At 59.6% G+C, this 17,786-nt stretch carries 9 protein-coding genes; 7 read left to right on the top strand and 2 right to left on the bottom strand.

Going from position 1 to position 17,786, the window contains the following annotated elements:
• Nucleotides 1-137 precede the first annotated feature (137 nt).
• Genes PD282_RS07090 through PD282_RS07120 form a run of 7 tightly spaced genes read left to right on the top strand, consistent with a single transcriptional unit; the run spans nt 138 to nt 9,346 of the window.
• Entirely contained in the window at nt 138-263 is a 126-nt protein-coding gene (locus PD282_RS07090) for a potassium-transporting ATPase subunit F (RefSeq protein WP_274649648.1), read from the top strand.
• Between the two features lie 2 nt (nt 264-265).
• Nucleotides 266-1,939, top strand: a complete 1,674-nt coding sequence (gene kdpA / locus PD282_RS07095; RefSeq protein WP_274655078.1) for a potassium-transporting ATPase subunit KdpA — start codon at nt 266-268, stop codon at nt 1,937-1,939.
• A gap of 31 nt (nt 1,940-1,970) precedes the next feature.
• Nucleotides 1,971-4,013 (top strand): potassium-transporting ATPase subunit KdpB, encoded by a 2,043-nt coding sequence (kdpB, locus tag PD282_RS07100; RefSeq protein ID WP_274649649.1) that lies wholly within the window; start codon nt 1,971-1,973, stop codon nt 4,011-4,013.
• Between the two features lie 21 nt (nt 4,014-4,034).
• The gene (gene kdpC / locus PD282_RS07105; protein ID WP_274649650.1) at nt 4,035-4,598 is read left to right on the top strand and encodes a potassium-transporting ATPase subunit KdpC; all 564 of its coding nucleotides are present in this window, start codon (nt 4,035-4,037) and stop codon (nt 4,596-4,598) included.
• 54 nt (nt 4,599-4,652) lie between these two features.
• The gene (locus PD282_RS07110) at nt 4,653-6,974 is read left to right on the top strand and encodes a histidine kinase (RefSeq protein WP_274649651.1); all 2,322 of its coding nucleotides are present in this window, start codon (nt 4,653-4,655) and stop codon (nt 6,972-6,974) included.
• 36 nt (nt 6,975-7,010) lie between these two features.
• A complete protein-coding gene (locus PD282_RS07115; RefSeq protein ID WP_274649652.1) occupies nt 7,011-8,648 on the top strand; it encodes an ATP-binding protein in 1,638 nt (545 codons plus the stop codon).
• Complete coding sequence (locus tag PD282_RS07120; protein ID WP_274649653.1) at nt 8,645-9,346, top strand: response regulator; 702 nt, start codon at nt 8,645-8,647, stop codon at nt 9,344-9,346. The genes PD282_RS07115 and PD282_RS07120 overlap by 4 nt, the downstream gene beginning before the upstream one ends.
• Before the next feature lie 55 nt (nt 9,347-9,401).
• Here PD282_RS07120 and PD282_RS07125 read toward each other — a convergent pair whose 3' ends face one another.
• Nucleotides 9,402-11,078, bottom strand: coding sequence for a COG1361 family protein (locus tag PD282_RS07125; protein WP_274649654.1), 1,677 nt, complete (start codon nt 11,076-11,078; stop codon nt 9,402-9,404).
• Nucleotides 11,075-17,785: a DUF7507 domain-containing protein gene (locus PD282_RS07130; protein ID WP_274649655.1), complete on the bottom strand. Its 6,711-nt coding sequence runs from the start codon at nt 17,783-17,785 to the stop codon at nt 11,075-11,077. The genes PD282_RS07125 and PD282_RS07130 overlap by 4 nt, the downstream gene beginning before the upstream one ends.
• Between the last annotated feature and the right edge of the window lies 1 nt (nt 17,786).

A 17,786-nucleotide genomic window follows, 5' to 3' on the forward strand; every position in this document is an offset into this window, starting at 1 on the left:
ATTTATTTCGGTCGTTTTTTAAGGAGGCCGGTCATGGCATGGTCAACGATTTCACCATGATTTTATTATTTCTCATCTTTTTCCTCGGTTTCTGGGGATTCGTCCAATTTTGCGAAAAGGCCTAAGGAGGAAGTTCCATGGTCGTGATGGGGATCATTGCGCTTGCGCTGATCGTATATCTCGGATTCGTGCTCGTTAAACCGGAAAGTTCTGATGCAGCCGACCGTCGCCGCACTTTACCTGAGGAGGATATCTTGGCATGAATATGGGATTCGTGCAGGTTGCAATTACATTGATCATCATCATGCTGCTGGTCAAGCCGGCAGGCATCTATCTTGTAAAAGTATTCGCCCATGAAAAAACGGGTTTGGACCGTGTGTTCGGTCCTGCCGAGCGCGTGATCTACCGTGCCATAGGTGTCCGCGAAAACGAAGCGATGGGCTGGAAAGCGTATTTGGGCGCGATGCTGCTGACCAATTTCATCATGTTCATCCTGATGTTTCTCGTCCTAAGGCTGCAAAAGTTTTTGCCGCTCAATCCGGACGGAATCGGGAACATGCCGCCGGCGCAGGCTTTTAACACGGCCGCATCTTTTATTACGAATACGAACTGGCAGTCCTACAGCGGTGAAAACGCCTTGTCCTATTTGTCCCAGATGCTGGCGGTCACCTTTCCGATGTTCGCGTCGGCGGCGACCGGGTTTGCCGTGGCCGTCGCTTTCATTCGGGGGCTGATCGGCCGTCAGGATAACCTGGGGAACTTTTATGCGGATCTGGTTCGTTCGATTACGCGTATTTTCCTGCCGCTTAGTTTTCTCGTTGCGCTGTTCCTCGTGTTCCAAGGGGTTCCTCAAACCTTCCAGGGCGCGGTAGACGCGACCACTTTGGAAGGAGCGAAGCAGACGATCACAAGAGGCCTCGTGGCATCGCTGGAATCCATTAAACATCTCGGAACGAACGGCGGGGGATGGTTCGGCACGAATGCGGCGCATCCGTTCGAAAATCCGACGCCGCTGACGAATCTGGTTCATATCGTCTGCATGATGCTGCTGCCGACCGCTCTCGTGTATGCATTCGGCCTGATGATCAAGAACAAGAAGCAGGGCTGGGCGCTTTTCTCGGCGATGGGAATCCTTTTCCTGGCGATGCTGGCGACCGTATTCGTTGCGGAGTACCGGGGCGTACCGGCTCTTGACTCGATGGGCGTTCACGGCAATATGGAAGGCAAAGAAGTGCGGTTCGGCCTGTCCGAATCCGCCTTGTTTACCGCGGTGACGACCGCGGCGACGACGGGCTCGGTAAACAACATGCATGAATCGTTAACGCCGATGGGCGGTTTCACGGCTTTGGCCGAAATGATGCTCAATAACGTCTTCGGTGGCAAGGGCGTCGGACTGCTTAACGGGCTGCTGTATCTGATCCTGTCCATCTTCATTTGCGGGCTCATGGTGGGACGAACCCCGGAATTTCTCGGCAAAAAAATCGAGGGCAAGGAAATCAAGCTGGCTTCCATCGCGCTTCTTGTTCATCCCGTCATCATTCTCGTGCCCACTGCGCTTGCGCTCCTGCGCCCCGAAGCGATCGCTTCGATTTCCAATCCGGGGCCGCACGGCTTATCCGAAGTGTTGTATGCCTTCACGTCGGGCGCGGCGAACAACGGCTCCGCTTTTGCCGGCCTGAATGCCAATACGAACTTCTACAATATCGGCATCGGACTCGTCATGCTGGCCGGCCGATATATCTCAATCATCGCCATGCTTGCCATCGCCGGGTCGCTCGCGGCGAAACGGATCGTTCCGGTAACGACAGGGACGCTGAGAACCAACACTCCCTTGTTTACGGGAATTCTCCTCATGATCATTCTCGTAATCGGGGCGCTGACGTTTTTCCCGTCTCTTGCGCTCGGACCGATTGCCGAACAACTCGCCATGCCGCGTTGATTGCCGCTTTTCATAAAGAGGGAGGAACCCTATGACTACAGTCCGTCATCAAACGCTGACGAAAGACATCGTGGCTCAAGCGATGCTGGATGCGTTCAAAAAGCTGAATCCGGTCATCATGATGAAGAATCCGGTGATGTTTGTCGTCGAAGTCGGAACGTTCATTACGCTGCTCTTATCCTTCGATCCGAGCCTCTTTGGCGCATCGGGCGCAGGCAGGGGCTATAATATCGCCGTATTCCTGATTTTGCTTTTTACCGTGCTGTTCGGCAATTTCGCCGAGGCGCTTGCGGAAGGCCGCGGCAAAGCGCAGGCGGATACGCTCCGCAAGACCAAATCCGATACGATGGCCAAGCTGGTGCAAAAAGACGGGAGCTATAAGCACGTGTCGTCGACCCAGCTGAAAAAAGGCGATATCGTCCGCGTGGATACCGGCGAAATGATCCCGACCGACGGCGAAATCGTCGAAGGTCTGGCTTCCATCGACGAATCGGCGATTACCGGCGAATCGGCTCCGGTGATAAAGGAAGCAGGCGGCGATTTCTCTTCCGTAACGGGCGGGACGAGAGTCGCTTCCGATTATATCGTGATGAAAGTCGTGACCGATCCCGGCGAATCGTTCCTTGACCGGATGATTGTGCTCGTCGAAGGGGCGAAGCGGCAGAAGACGCCGAACGAGATCGCCTTGACCACGCTGCTCGCCGTATTGACGCTCATTTTCCTGTTCGTCATCATCACGATGGTCCCGATGGCCGGATACCTGGGTGTCCGGCTGGATATAGCCACCCTGATCGCGCTGCTCGTATGCCTGATCCCGACGACGATCGGCGGCCTGCTGTCCGCGATCGGCATTGCGGGGATGGACCGGGTGACGCAGTTCAACGTGCTTGCCATGTCGGGCAAAGCCGTCGAGGCCGCAGGCGACATCGACACGCTTATCCTGGATAAAACGGGAACGATCACGTACGGCAACCGGATGGCGTTCGAATTTACCCCGGTGAAGGGCATATCGGAAAAGGAATTGACGTTGGCCGCTCTGCAGGCATCGGTCAAAGATGAAACGCCGGAAGGGCGATCGATCGTCGAGCTTGCGGAGAAGCAGGGCGCGACATGGCCGTCCGCGGAGTATGAAGGCGCGGAGGTCGTCGAGTTCAGCGCGGAAACCCGGATGTCCGGGCTGAACCTTGCCGGCGGCACCGCGATTCGCAAAGGAGCGGTCGATGCGATCGTCAAATATGCGAACGCCATGGACGGCAGAGTTCCCGGCGATCTGGAGGAAATGGCGAGCCGCATTGCCAAAGCCGGCGGGACCCCGCTTGCGGTGGCCGTGAACAATCGGATCTATGGCGTTATTTACTTGAAAGATACGGTCAAATCCGGTTTGAAGGAGCGGTTCGACGAACTGAGGGCGATGGGGATCAAAACCGTCATGTGTACGGGCGACAACCCGCTGACGGCGGCGACCATCGCGCTCGAGGCCGGCGTCGACGACTTTATCGCGGAAGCGAAGCCGGAGGATAAAATCGCCGCGATCAAGAAGGAGCAGCAGGAGGGCAAGCTGGTCGCCATGACCGGCGACGGGACGAACGATGCGCCGGCGCTGGCCCAGGCGGATGTCGGACTCGCCATGAACTCGGGAACGATGGCCGCCAAAGAAGCCGCCAACATGATCGATCTCGATTCGGACCCGACCAAGCTGCTGTCCGTCGTCTCGATCGGCAAGCAGCTGCTCATCACCCGCGGCGCGCTGACGACATTCTCGATCGCCAACGACATCGCCAAATATTTTGCGATTATTCCCGCGATGTTCATCGTGGCGATGCCGCAGCTTCAATCGCTGAATATCATGCGCCTTGCCTCGCCGCAGTCTGCGATTTTATCCGCTTTGATTTTCAACGCGATCATTATTCCGCTGCTCATCCCGATCGCCATGAAAGGCGTGAAATACCGCGCGATGTCGGCGGACAGACTGCTCGGCCGCAATGTGCTTATTTATGGCATGGGCGGCGTAATCGTTCCTTTCATTGGGATTAAAATCATCGATATGGCGCTTCACGGCCTGCATATCGTGTAATCGAAGAAAGGGGAATACAGGTTGAAAACGACTCTGACCGCGATCCGCGTATCCGTCGTCTTAATGATTCTATGCGGCCTGATTTATCCGGCCGTGACGACCGGCTTTGCTCAAGTTCTGTTCCCGGGACAAGCGGACGGCAGCTTGGTTCGCTCCGGGAGTACCGTCATCGGCTCCGAATTGCTTGCGCAAAGCACGCTGTCGCCGAAGCTGTTTCATCCCCGGGCGTCCGCGGCGAAATACGACCCGGCGGCCTCGGCAGGCTCCAATCGGGCTGTCGGCAGCAGCGATTACGTCAAAGGGATCGCCGAACAAATCGCCGCCTTGAAGAAGGAAGATCCGGCGCTGAGCGATATTCCGGCCGATTTGGTCACGACATCCGGCTCCGGATTCGATCCGGATTTATCGCCAGAGGGGGCCATGGCTCAAATTCCGCGTATCAGCAAAGCTTCCGGCTTATCGGAACAACAGCTGCGGCAGCTGGCGGACTCGCTCATCCGGAACAGGCAGCTCGGCGTATTCGGAGAGCCGCGCGTCAATGTTTTGGACTTGAATATCGCGTTGTTGAAACGGATCAAGCCATAAATTTTGTACAGCCGCTCCTTAAGGTCCGGGAGCGGCTTCCTTAGGAGACTCGCGATGGAAAACTTTCGCAGGAAAACGCCGGAGGAGATCCTTCATTCCATCTCCAAGCTGCACCGCGGCACCTTGAAAATCTATATCGGCCCGGTCAGCGGCTCCGGCAAGACGTACCACATGCTCCGTGAAGGGAACGCCTTAAAACAGCAGGGAATCGATGTTGTGATTTGCGCCGTTTCCACGCTGCAGCGGCCGGAGACCGTGGAGCAGCTCGGCGATTTGGAGCGCGTGCCAAGCATCCATTGGCGGAATGGCGGCACGGAATTCAAAGATTTGAACCTAGATGCGCTGTTGGAACGAAACCCTGAAGTGGTCCTCGTCGACGGACTCGCGCACCGTAACCGGCCCCATGCGAAATTTCCGACGCGTTTGGACGACATCAAATTCCTGCTGTCACATCAGATCAGCGTCATTACGACGGTAAACGTCTATGAACTTGAAGGCTATACGGAAATCGCTCAAAGGATGACCGGGATCGAAGCCGGGGCGACGGTTCCCGCCGATACGCTGGAGGTGGCCGACGAGGTGCGCCTGATTGATGTCACGCCGGAAACGATTTTAAACCGTCTTGCAGAAGGGCAATTCAAGGCCAATCAAGAAGCGTCCGTCTTCAAACGGGGGAATTTAGGCGTGCTGCGGGAGCTGGCGCTTCGGCTGGTTGCGGGGGACGTGAACGGCTCCTTGAACGAGCATCGCGTGGAGATGGGCATTGCCGGGCCGCCCGGCATCGCGGAGCGCATTCTCGTATCCACCCAATATCACTGGAACGGGTCCATCTATATCCGCCGCGGCGAGCAAATCGCCAAAAGGCTCGGGGGGGATTTAATCGTCGTTATTTTTCGCAATCGGAAAAAACCGCTCTCCAAAGAAGCGTCGGCCTTTCGCCGAAGCATGATGAAGCTCACCCGGAAAATCGGCTGCGAATTGGAAGAACTGCCTCTTCGAAGCCGCAGGAACATCCCGGCTGAGCTGGTTCGCTATGCTGTCCGGCTTAACGTGACGCGAATGGTGATGGGGCACACGAAACATACCGGCTGGCAGGAGCTGCTGCATGGCTCCGTCGTGAACGGCATTTTGAAAAAAACGAAAAATATCGATGTTTTTCTCGTCGCCGACAGGGCGGAGCATGAAGGAGAACGAATTTTGCCGGCGAAAAGCAGGGAAAGCGCGCAATTCGAAAAATACCGCCGTCTGAGCGAGCAGGAAGTCGCCGAGAGGATCAGCACGATCACAAGAGGCAAATTCAAGGTCTATATCGGAGCGGCACCGGGCGTGGGCAAAACGTATACGATGCTTCGCGAAGGCAACGATCTGTTGAAGAAGGGGGTCGATGTCCGAATCGGATTGCTTGAAACGCACAATCGTGCGGATACGATCGCCCAAGTCGGCGGGCTGCGTATCATTCCGCGAGCAAGCCGCGTGTATCAAGGCGTGACGCTTGAGGAAATGGATACTGAAGCGGTGATACGGAGCGGTCCCGAAGTCGTGCTCATCGACGAGCTGGCCCATACGAACGTACCCGGAAGCAGGAACCGGAAACGCTACGAGGACGTGCTGGAAATTTTGGACGCGGGGATAAACGTCATTACGACCGTTAACGTTCAGCATCTAGAAAGCCTGAACGATGCGGTCGAAGAAATGACGGGCATACGCGTCCGGGAAACGGTGCCCGACAGCATCCTTCGTTTGGCGGACGAGGTTCAGCTCATTGACGTCTCGCCGGAAGCGCTGCGGCAAAGAATGAAAGAGGGCAAAATCTACGCCCTGCCGAAGGTGGATCAAGCGCTCGATCATTTTTTTAAAACAGGGAATCTGATCGCGCTGCGCGAGCTTGCCCTCCGGGAAATCGCCGACGACGTCGATGAGCGCCTGGAATCGTGGGAGCGGAAAAGCTCGCTTCGCGGCCCGTGGCGGCGCAGGGAAACGATATTCGTTTGCGTCAATGCGACGCCTCACGCCGACCGCTTGATACGCCGCGGCTTCCGGACCGCCTATCGGCTGAAGGCCGCCTGGTACGTCCATTACGTTCATATCGGCGCGATGACGGAGGAGCTGCGGAAACGTCTCGACGAGCTGGAGCGATTAACCGCTCGTCTGGGAGGAACCTTCATGATCCATGAAGGCCGCCGCTCCAAGCAAATCGCCGGGATATTGTCCTCGAAAGCCGACGAACTGGAAGCGACGCAGCTGGTCATCGGGCAATCGAAGCCGAGCTTCCGGGAAAAACTGCGGAATGGTTCCGTCGTTACCCGGCTGATCCGCTTGTCCCGGCATCGGGATGTCTTGATTGTTGCGGATTACGACCCGAACCTTGCGCTATAATAGAAGGATCAGATCAACCGCAGGATGTGAATGCATGTGGGAACAAGGAATGAGAAGCGCGGGTCCGCGCGGCGCGGCGGCCTTCCGTCCGGGCAGGGGAATCCGGAGCCGAATCCGGAGGAGGAAGCGCCTGCAAAGGCGGCGGCTTTTTTTTCCTGGAAGCCCTATCTCTCGATCACGGCGCTGATTGCCGCATTGACCGTTCTGCTTCACCCTTTCGGGCAAACGTTCGATCTGGTCAATATTTCGCTCCTTTATTTGATTCCGGTTTTATTGAGCGCCGTCTTTGGGGGGATCTGGCCTTCTTTTTACGCGGCGTTTCTGGGCGTATTGTCGTTTGACTTCTTCTTCGTCCCGCCTTATTTGAGCTTCACCGTTTCCGATCTGCGCTATTTGATTTCCTTTGCCGTGTTTATGACGGTCGCCTCGCTGACCGGTAGCTTGGCCGCCCGATTGAAGCAGCAGCTGCGGTTGTCGAAGCGAAGAGAAGCCCATATGGCCGCCCTTTATGCGCTGAGCCGGCAAATGAGCGCCATTACCGACATCCGCTCCTTGCTGGAAAACGTAACGCTTCAAGTTTCGCGCATGGTTCATGCGGAGACAGCCTTATATTTGCCCGATCGCGAAGGGGAACTGGCCCTGACCGCCTCTTCCTCCGGTTCTGCCGGTTTGGGGTTGGATGAATCGGAGCTCGTTATTGCAAAATGGGTTTACCGGCACGGAGAGCCGGCGGGGAAAGGCACCGGCATGCTGCGGGAAACGCCGGGCTTTTACGTGCCCATGGCTGCGGAGGACCGGGTTTACGGCGTATTGGCGGTGAAGCTTGACCGCGCGGACGCCGCGCTTTCGCCGGAAACCCGCCGTCTGCTGGAAGCGCTGGGGGGGCTGGCCGCCATTGCCGTCGCTCGCGTGATGCTGGCGGAAGAGGCGAAAATGGCCCAGTTATCGGCGGAATCGGAAAAAATGCGGACGGCGTTATTGGATTCCGTTTCGCACGAACTGCGCACTCCCCTGGCCACCATCATCGGCTCGGCGACGGGGCTGATCGAAGGGGAGCGCATTTTGGCTCCGGGGGACCGTTTGGAATTGCTCGCCGCAATCCGGGACGGCGCGCTGCGCATGAACCGGCTCGTCACGAATCTGCTCGGAATGGTGAAGCTGGAAAGCGGCATGCTCCGGCTGCGCAGGGAATGGTGCGACATGGAAGACATGATCGGCGTCGTATTATCGCAGGTCAAAGATTTTCAGGAGCATCGGACCGTGCGGGTATCGCTGCCCGACCCGATTCCGATTATTTACGGCGACGAGGTCCTTCTCGAACAAGCGCTGGTCAACATCGTCAGCAACGCCATCAAATATTCGCCCGATTACAGTGAAATCGCCATTTCGGTCCGGGAAGACGACCGCCATATTCGGCTTTCCGTTGCGGATGCGGGGATCGGTTTGCCGGCCGGGGACCGGGAACGCATCTTCGAAAAGTTTTATCGGGCCGAAGGGTCGAAGCGCATACCGGGGACGGGCCTCGGACTTGCGATCTGCAAAGGAATCGTCGAATTGCATGGAGGGACCATAGCGGCCGAACCAAATGCGGGGAAAGGGACCGTCGTCACCGTCAGGCTTCCCAATAGCGAAGATCGTCCGCTGCCTCGCGAGGAGGAAATCGAACAACCATGACGCACCACGGCAATGGAGCGCGGATTCTCATTATTGACGATGAGCCGCAAATACGCAAGCTGCTGACCGTTTCCATGCACGCCCACCATTTCGATATCTATGAAGCGGCCACGGGGGAAGAGGGCATCCTGCAGGCGTCCATCGTCCATCCTGACCTTGTCGTGCTCGATTTGGGCCTTCCCGACGTGTACGGCATGGAGGTTCTGCAGCGTATACGGGAATGGTCGAACGTTCCGATCATCGTGCTGACGGCAAAGGAACGCGAGGAGGATAAAATCGCGGCGCTCGACGGCGGAGCGGACGATTATATGACCAAGCCGTTCGGCATGGGGGAGCTTGTGGCCCGAATACGCGTTGCGCTTCGGCATGCGGCACAGTCTCCGAATGAGCCGATTATGCGGTTCGACGAGCTGACGATCGATTTGGCGCAGCGCGCCGTGGAGCTTGGCGGCGAGCGCGTGCGGCTGACTCCGACGGAATATGAAATTTTAAAGCTGCTGGCGAATCATGCCGGAAAAGTGGTGACGCAGCGCCAGCTGCTTCAGCACGTATGGAGCGGCCGTCGCCACGAATCGGAAAGCCATTATTTGCGCGTCTATATCGGTCACTTGCGAAAAAAACTGGAAAAAGACCCGACCCAGCCGAAATTTATTCTCACCGAGCCCGGGATCGGATACCGATTTGTTTCCCCCGATTAATCGGAAAGCGCTTATCTTCCCCGTATCCTGCAAACAATCCGCCGGAGTAACCGTACTATTCGCTTTGCTCCTCAAGAAGCAAGGTGTAAGGGTTGGACCTCGCCTCGAGCCGGTATTCCCGTCCGTCGAGCGCGAACCGCCCGACGGCCGCCGCGTAGCCTTTGATGACCGAGACCTCCGCATCCTCCGAGACCCTGGCCTCATACACGATCCGTATCGTCGTGCCGGGGCCAACCTCTCCAATCCGCAAAAATCCGCCGGCATAGCGATCGCCGGCGGATTCACCGTCGACCCGAATGCTGCCGTCTACGATGGACGTCTCGCCGGGAACCAGCTGGGTCAGGGCAACGGTTGAGAACGCCCAATTTCCTCCGTTCGTCACGTGAAGCTCGAAATGCACGAGATCTCCGGGCTCCACGAGGGCGGGAATCGCATCCGCCTGCAGCTGAAGAAGCGGGGAATACAGCGTCGTGACCGCCGAATCGGACCGGGCCGATTGCTGCACGAGCCGGCCGTCGGACAACCGGAAGGTGTAATTCAGCTGCGCGCGATTGACGAGCGGAGGGAGGGACGTCTCCCCCGCAGCCGATCGAATGCCGGCCTGAAACGTGATGACGCTTCGCGAGCCCGCTCGCAGCGTGCCGAGATCGATGCCTTGGGCGGGCTGCATGCCGCGCAGCGGACTTCCATCCGCCCGGACGCTGTCCCATATGAATAGAGCCCCCTCCGGCATGGGATCGATCAGGACGGCATCGACCGCGAGCGGGCCGTTATTTTCCGCAATGAGCTCGTAAATCAGCCGGTCGCCCGGAACGGCTCTGGCCCGGTTCACCGATTTGCGCAGCGTGACGGCGGGCTCGATCACGGTAACGGTGACCGGATTGGTTACGGCGGTTTCCCTTGGCTCTCCTGCCCGGTAGCGAACATACGCCTCGTTCGTAAAGCGGCCCGATTCCGGCACTCCGGTGATCAGCACGCGGAAGCTGACGCGCTGCGACGCGCCGGCGGCAATCGAGCCGGCAGGGATGCCGGATTCGGGATCGGCCGAAGGCATAAGGACGTCCCCTGCCTCGACGCTTCCCTGTACGAATTTCTCCCCCGCCAGCACGTGAAACGTCACAACCGCCTGCTGAACCGCCGCATTTCCCTCATTCGCGATTGAAATCGTATAGGTCACAATGTCGCCGATAAATGTCTGCCCGGTGCTTGCGTGCAAATACGCCGAAAGAAGATGGCCTGTGACCTGAACCTCCGCGAAATTGGAATAAGCGGAGCCCGTAATCGTTCTGCCCCCGTCCGTGAAGAAGACGTAGTCCGCCCGCGCCCGGTTTACGAGCCGCAGGTCCGGAGGCAGGGAGACAAGAATGACCTGAAACTCGATGTTCACCGATGCTCCGGCGCCTAAGGCGCCGAGCTCGATGCCCGAATCCGGATGGACGCCCGGGAGCGGAGTGCCGTCCCGCAGCAGGCTGTTGGCGATAAAAGCGGTGCCCGGGGGAAGCGCATCGTAGAGCGTAACCTGCGCCTCCCGGTTCCCTTTATTCTCCAGGCTAATGCGGTATGCGAACGTTTCATCCCGTGCGGCCCGAGACTTGGACGCGCTTTTGACAAGCTGAATGACCGGCCCGATACGCGGCGTGATGACCGTATTGGAATAGGCAACCTGGCTGATTCCTCCCGAGCTGAAGGTAACCCGGGACTGATTGTTTAAAAATGGCCCGGAAGGATTCATGCCTCCACAACCTCGACCTGGAAGGTGACCGTGGAAGAACCGCCAGCCGGAATCGAGCCGATCGTAACGCCGGTATCCGGGCTTGCCGCCGGCCTGGGCGCTCCGTCGACGGTTACGCTGCCGGCAGCAAAGACGCTGCCGACGGGCACGGGGTCCACCAGGACGACATTGTTGACCGCGGCGATGCCATTGTTGGTGACGACGATCATATATGTGATGATATCGCCCACGACCGCATCGATCGCCGGCGTGCTTTTGACGACGGAGACGTCGGGAGCCGAGACGGGAATGACGAGCGAATTGGATTGAACGCTGCCCGTCCGCGCGGCGCCGTCCGGCGGGGTAAAGGTGAAATTGGCGGTCGCCCGGTTGACGAGCTGCTGCGGCGAAGGCAGCGCATCGACCGTCACCTGCAGCGTCACCAGAACGCTGACGCTGGCTCCCGGAGCGACGAGGCCAACCGGAATGCCCGTGACCGGATCCGTTCCCGGCTGCGGCACACCGTTGATGATGACGCTGTTCGGCACGAATTCGGTTCCCGTCGGAATGTTGTCGAACAAGGTAACCTGGGCGGCGATATTGCCTGCGTTCGACAACTGAAAGAAATAGGCGATGGTGTCGCCGACTGTGGCGTTCGCCGTGCTTGCGCTCTTCAACACTTCGATTATCGCCTGGTAGACCGGAGTGTTCAGCGTATTCGAGAAGGACGAGCCGGAAAAAGCTCCGGACGTGAAGCTCGCGGTGGCGCGGTTGCTGAGCTGCGGCGGCGCGGGCAGCGACGTGACGGTTGCGCCGAAGGTCACGGTGACGGAAGCGCCGGGGGCAATCGTGCCCAAAGCGATGCTTAACGGATTGTCGGAAGGACGCGAGACGCCGTCCACCGTAACGGATCCCGCATTGAATACGGCCCCTGCGGGAACCGGATCCGAGACGACGACATTATTGACGTTCGCGATACCGTCGTTCGTCACGACGAGCGTATACACGATCGTTTCGCCGAACGCAGCGTCGGTAGAGGCCGTCGATTTCACTACGCTCACGTTCGGCGACGAAACGGGAATGGCGACGGGGTTGGATGCCGCGGAACCGCTGAGCGTGCGTCCGTCGGGCAGCGTGAACGAATAAGCCGCGGAAGCTTGGTTGACGAGCTGCTGGTTCACCGGCAAGGAGTCGATCACTACCGAGAACGTGACAACCGCAGTCGCGGAGACGCTGCCAAGCGGTATGCCCGCCGACGGATCGGCTCCGGCCGCGGGGAACCCGTTGACCAAGACGCTGTTGGGCACGAACGAGGCGCCCGCCGGGATCGTATCGGTCAGCGTCACCGTCGCCGGGAAGTTGCCCGTATTGCTGATCGAGACCGTATAAACGACCGTGTCCCCGACGGTCGCGATTGCCGTATTGGCGGATTTGACGGCGGCGATCATCGGCTGGTAGACCGGGGTTCCGATCGCGTTCGAGAAGGTAACCCCGGAGAAGGTGCCGGACGTGAAGCTCACCGTCGACTGGTTATTCAGGACGGGCGGCGACGGAAGCGACGAGACCGTAACGTCAAAGACGACATTGACGGCTGCGCCGGGAGTGATCGTTCCGACGGAAACGCCGGATGCCGGATTGGCGGCGGGGCGGGAGACGCCGTCTACCTGAACGGAGCCGGACACGAAAACCGTTCCCGAAGGGATCGGATCGGTAAAGATGACGCTGCTGATGTTCGCGATACCGTTATTAGTAATCGTCGTCGTATACGTGATGACGTCGCCGACGGCCGCGGCGGTCGAAGGCGTGCTTTTAACGGCGGCCACGTTCGGCGCGGATACCGGGATGACCACCGTATTCGAGGCGGCCGAGCCGGTTAGCGTGCGCCCGTCCGGCAGCGTGAAAGCGAAGGCGGCCGCAGCTTGATTCACGAGCTGCTGCGGCGACGGCAGCGTATCGATCACGACGGAGAACGTCACGGTCAAGCTGGCGCCGGGGGAGAGGGAGCCGGCGTTGATTCCGGCCGCCGGATCGGCGCCGGGCTGCGGCACATTGTTGACCAGCACGCTGTTGGGCTGAAAGCTCGTTCCGGCCGGTATCGTGTCCGTCAGCGTAATTTGTGCCGCATAGTTGCCGGTATTGCTGACGACAACCCGGTAAGCGATCGTATCGCCCACCGTGGCGTTGGCCGAATCCGCGCTCTTCGCCGCGGAGATGACCGGCTGAAATACCGGGGTTGCGACCGTATTGGAGTAGGTCGTGCCGGAAAACGCCCCGGAGGTGAAGCTGACCGCCGCTTCATTGTTGATGACGGCGGGGTCGGGGATGGATTGGACGAGAATGCGGTAGGCGACGACCGAAGTGCCGGAAGGTTCGATCGTTCCGAGCGCGATCCCCGTTGCCGGATCGGCCGCCGGCAACGGCGTTCCGTTAACGGTAACGCTGCCGGCCGCAAGCAGGGTTCCGGAGGGAATCGGATCGGTTAGAATCGCATTGCCGACCGCCGCGATCCCGTTATTGACGACCGTAATCGTATAGTCGATCGTGTCGCCGACCGCCACCGATACGGACGGTGTCGATTTGGTGACGTCGATATCGGGTGCGGATACGGGAAACGTAACCGTATTGGAAACGGCGGTGCCGGACAGCGTCCTGCCGTCCGGCGGGATATACGTAAACGCCGCATTGGCCGCATTGCTGAGCTGCTGCGGCGATGGCAGCGAGGTAACCACGACCTCGAAGGTCGTCGTTATGCTTGCCCCGGCTGCGAGCGTGCCGAGCGCAATACCCGTGACGGGCGATACGCCCGGCTGGGGAACGCCTCCGACATTGACCGTGTTCGGCGAGAACGTCGTTCCGTCCGGAATCGTATCGAACAGCGTGACATTCGCTTCCAGATTGCCCGCATTGCTGGCGGTGACCGTATAGGTAATCGTATCTCCGACGCTCGCGTTGCTCGTACTCGAGCTCTTCGTCAATGCGATTTGCGGCTGAACGACCGGAGTCGATGTGACATTGGAAATCGAAGAACCGGAGAAAGTACCGGAGGTAAAGCTGACCGTCGACTGGTTGTTGATTTGCGATGGTATCGGCATGGTTATCTCCACCTCGAATGTAACGGTAACCGTAGCCGCCGGTGCTAAGGTACCGATTAAAATGCCGTTCGTCGGATTGGCGGCCGGCCGGGAGATGCCGTCCACCAATACGCTTCCGGGAATAAAGGCCGTATTCTCGGCCGGCAGGTCGCTGAGAACCGCGTGATTGACATTCGCAATGCCGTTGTTCGCAATGACAATCGTATACGTGAGCGTATCGCCGGCAACGACGGCAGCCGGGCTCGCGTTCTTCGTCACGCCGACATTCGGTGTGGATACGGGTATCGACAGCGCGTTGGATTCGCCCGGGAGCTCCAGCATCCTGCCGTCGGGCAGCGTATAGCGGATCTGCGCCGATGCCCGGTTCACCAGCTGCTGCGATGCGGGAAGCGATGTGACCGTAGACACGAAGCTGACGGTGACGGACTCGCCGGGATCGATAGGCCCGACGGGAATTCCCGTTACGGGACTAAGGCCCGGTGCCGGCGTGCCGCCGATGATGACGCTGTTCGCGTCGAAGGCCGCCCCGTCCGGAATGTTGTCCGTCAAATCCAGCGCCGCCGCGATATTGCCGGTATTGGTTATCTGAAACGAATAGCTGAACGTGTCTCCCACGGTCGCATTCACGGTGCTCGCACGTTTGAAAATCCCGATGACCGGCTGGTACACAGGCGTAACGACCTCATCGGACACCGACAATCCGCTGAACGCTCCCGACCGGTAAGCCGCGTTCGCCCGATTGCTGAGCCGGGCAGGACTGGGGAGCGATACGACGGTTATCTCGAAGGTGATCGTGACCGAGACCGCCGGCCCAAGCGTTCCGAGAACGATACCCGTATCGGGATGGGCATGGATCACCGGAGTCCCGTTCACGGTCACGCTGCCGGGCACGAAGGCCGCCCCGGAAGGGACCGGGTCGGAAACGACCGCGTCGGTGACGGGGCCGGCGCCGGTGTTGGCCGCAACAATCGTATAGGTCAGCACATCGCCCAAAGCCGCTGCCGTCCGGTTGACGCTTTTGGTAACCGTCACATTGGGAGCGGACGCCGGAAGGCTCAGCGAGTTGGAGCTGACGGAGCCGGTCAGGCTGCGGCCGCTTGGGAGCTGGTACGTATAATTGCCGGTCGCCTGATCGACGAGCGCGGGCGGAGACGGAACCGAATTCAGTACGGTCTGGAACGTGACGACAACCGATCCGCCCGGAGCTACCGCTCCCGCGGAGATGCCGGTCAGGGGAGAGCTGCCCGGCTGCGGGACGCCGCCGACGGTCACGCTGCCATCCACGAAGGCTGTGCCGGACGGGATGTTGTCCAGCAACGTCAGCTGTGCGGCGAGATTGCCGGTATTCCCGATCTGCAGCGAATACGTAACCGTATCTCCTGCAACGACATGGGACACGTCCGCGCTCTTGACGATGCCGATGATCGGCTGATATACCGGGGTTATCGCGGCATTGGAGATCGAAAGGCCCGAGAACGTTCCGGAACTGTAAGATACCGTCGCTTGATTGGACAGCTGGGCAGGGCTGGGCAGCGATGTAATCAGAAGCTGGAATGCAACCGTAACGGAGCCCCCCGGGGCGATCGTTCCGACCGCAGCGCCGCCGGCCGGGACGGCGGAGGGCCTGCTGACGCCGTCAACCGTCACGCTGCCGGCTACGAAGGAAGCGCCGGCCGGGACCGGATCGGTGAAGACGACATTGCCGATCGCCGCCGCGCTGCTGTTCGTGATAACCGATGTGTACGTCACGGTCTCGCCTACAGCCGCGTCCTCCGCGTTCGCGTTTTTGACCACCCCGACACTCGGCAGGGAAACCGGAACCGAGAGCGTATTCGACACGGCCGAGCCCGGGACCGTCCGGCCGTCGGGCGGCTGAAACGTATAGACGGCCGTCGCCTGGTTGACAAGCCGGGGCGGAGACGGCAGCGAATTGACGAGCACCTGGAACGTTACGGCAGCCGCTGCGCCCGCAGCTACCGTGCCGATGGCGACGCCGGCCGCCGGATTGGCGCCCGGCACGGGAACCCCGTTCACGGTAAAGCTGCCGGGCACGAAGGAGCTGCCGGCCGGAATGGGATCCGTTATTGCGGCTGCGGCCCCGATATTGCCGGCATTGCCGACCAGCAGCGTATAGGTCACGATATTGCCGACCGTTGCATTGGCGGTATCGGCGGATTTCGCAACCGAAATAATCGGCGAATACACCGGCGTCGTCACCCCGTTGGACGGAATGACGCCGGATATGACCGGCCCGCCGGCGACGCTCTGGAAGGTGAAGGCCGCGTTCGCCGTATTGGCCAGCTGCTGCGGATTGGGGACGCCGGTGACGTTGACCCGGTATGTAACGGTGACGGCGCTGCCCAGATTCAAGCCTCCAAGCGGCGCCCCCGCCGTTATATCGAATGTCGGCCTGGCGACCCCGGCGACGACGACGCTGCCCGGCACGAAAGCGGAGCCCGCCGGCAGCGCGTCGGAGAGTACGACGCTGGCAGCGTTGGCCGTCCCGGTATTGCGGACGGTGACCGTATACGTAATCGTGTCCCCGGCGATGACGCCGGCCGCGCTCGCGCTCTTGGTCACTTGGATGGACGGCGCGTTAATGTTGACCTGGATTCCGTTTGCGTTGACGAGATACGCATCGCCCGACGTAGTCAGGCTGAGCACGGCGGACGACTGATTGTTGGCCAGCATCGCCGATATATTGACGTTGGTAATGTCCCAGCCCTGTCTGCCCCCGGAAATATTCGTGCCGGGCGAGCCGTTGATCTGATTGCGGTTCCCGAAGGTGCCGGTTGTATCCAATTGACCGGCGTCATTATTGATTTGCGACGCGAAAAAATTGTTCGCGAAGTTATTCGGCCCCGACAAAGCCGTCAGCGAAGCGGCGGTAGGCCCGAACAACGCCTGATCGCCGGAACGGTTCGCATCTCCTTCCTGCGCGCTGAACAAAGCTCTGCCGCCGAGAGCGCCGGATACCGGCGTCGCAAAGCCGGTAATCGTCGTATTGACCGGGGGGGACGCCGCCTGCACGAGCACGCCTCCGACGCGAATGGACATATTGCGAAAAGGCAGGGACGGATTCTGGTAAATGACAGCCAGCGTCCACCCGGCATGGTTTGCGGTCGAATCGCCCGGAATGACGATCGTTCCGACAACGGCGCCGGTCCGGTAAACCCCTCCCATCCCCTGCTGGACCAATGCGGTCACATTGGCGGAACGGACGTAGGCCGAGGCCCCGTTGCCCAGATTAAACTGCTGGGCGGTCGACGCATCCGGCGTCACGCTGGATGCGGCGGCCGGTGTCGTAAACGTGACGGGGTTGTTGATGTCGGCCGAAAGATTGACGTTTCCGTTGATGTAAGAGCCGCCCCAGATCAGCTCCGCATACAGAACCGTGCTTCCTGACGGCAGTACCAACGTCGCCGCCGAGCCGTTGTTCGGGTATAAATTCGTCGTCCCGCTCGGATACGTGCCGAAACTCGAAGAACTATTGGTTGTGATGAAGGCGCCGATGCTGTCCTGCGTCCCGGGCTGTCCCGCGTTGTCCGAACGGCTGAGACCGAGCGTATTGCCCGTGAACGTGATGGCGCCGGTTGCGTTGACCGCAGCTCGAACCAGAAGAGGAATGCATTTCACC

It is taken from the genome of Paenibacillus humicola (assembly GCF_028826105.1).
Lineage (GTDB): Bacteria > Bacillota > Bacilli > Paenibacillales > Paenibacillaceae > Paenibacillus_Z > Paenibacillus_Z humicola.

What these genes read in the sequence shown, in the direction of transcription:
- PD282_RS07090 (WP_274649648.1), top strand. Translation starts at nt 138, where the DNA reads ATGGTCGTGATGGGGATCATTGCGCTTGCGCTGATCGTATATCTCGGA.
- kdpA (WP_274655078.1), top strand. Translation starts at nt 266, where the DNA reads ATGGGATTCGTGCAGGTTGCAATTACATTGATCATCATCATGCTGCTG.
- kdpB (WP_274649649.1), top strand. Translation starts at nt 1,971, where the DNA reads ATGACTACAGTCCGTCATCAAACGCTGACGAAAGACATCGTGGCTCAA.
- PD282_RS07110 (WP_274649651.1), top strand. Translation starts at nt 4,653, where the DNA reads ATGGAAAACTTTCGCAGGAAAACGCCGGAGGAGATCCTTCATTCCATC.
- PD282_RS07120 (WP_274649653.1), top strand. Translation starts at nt 8,645, where the DNA reads ATGACGCACCACGGCAATGGAGCGCGGATTCTCATTATTGACGATGAG.
- PD282_RS07125 (WP_274649654.1), bottom strand. Translation starts at nt 11,078, where the DNA reads ATGAATCCTTCCGGGCCATTTTTAAACAATCAGTCCCGGGTTACCTTC.